Here is a 311-nt window from a genome sequence, read left to right on the forward strand (position 1 = left end):
ATGTATTCGTCGATTGCTTGGTTGAATTCTGCGACGGTGTCGAAGACTTCACCGTGGTACATCTCGGTTTTCACGTGCCCGAAGAAGTTCTCCATGACCGCGTTGTCGTAACAGTTGGCTTTACGCGACATCGACTGAACACCGCCGTTGTCACCGATCAGGTCGCGCCACGAGGCGTGCTGGTATTGGAAGCCTTGGTCAGTGTGCATCATCCACCCGGGTTCAGGCGCACACGTTTTAATCGCCTTGGACAAAGAGGCAGCGGTAAACGCTGTCGACGGCGATGTAGCCACGGTGTGAGCAACAATTGA

At 54.3% G+C, this 311-nt stretch carries 1 protein-coding gene; it reads right to left on the reverse strand.

The window, feature by feature from the left end; all coding sequences use genetic code 11:
• Window positions 1–311: IS3 family transposase (locus tag QKE30_RS10835; RefSeq protein ID WP_347934783.1), on the reverse strand; the 311-nt coding region annotated here is incomplete at both ends.

The organism is Corynebacterium sp. c24Ua_83 (assembly GCF_039907245.1).
GTDB lineage: Bacteria > Actinomycetota > Actinomycetes > Mycobacteriales > Mycobacteriaceae > Corynebacterium.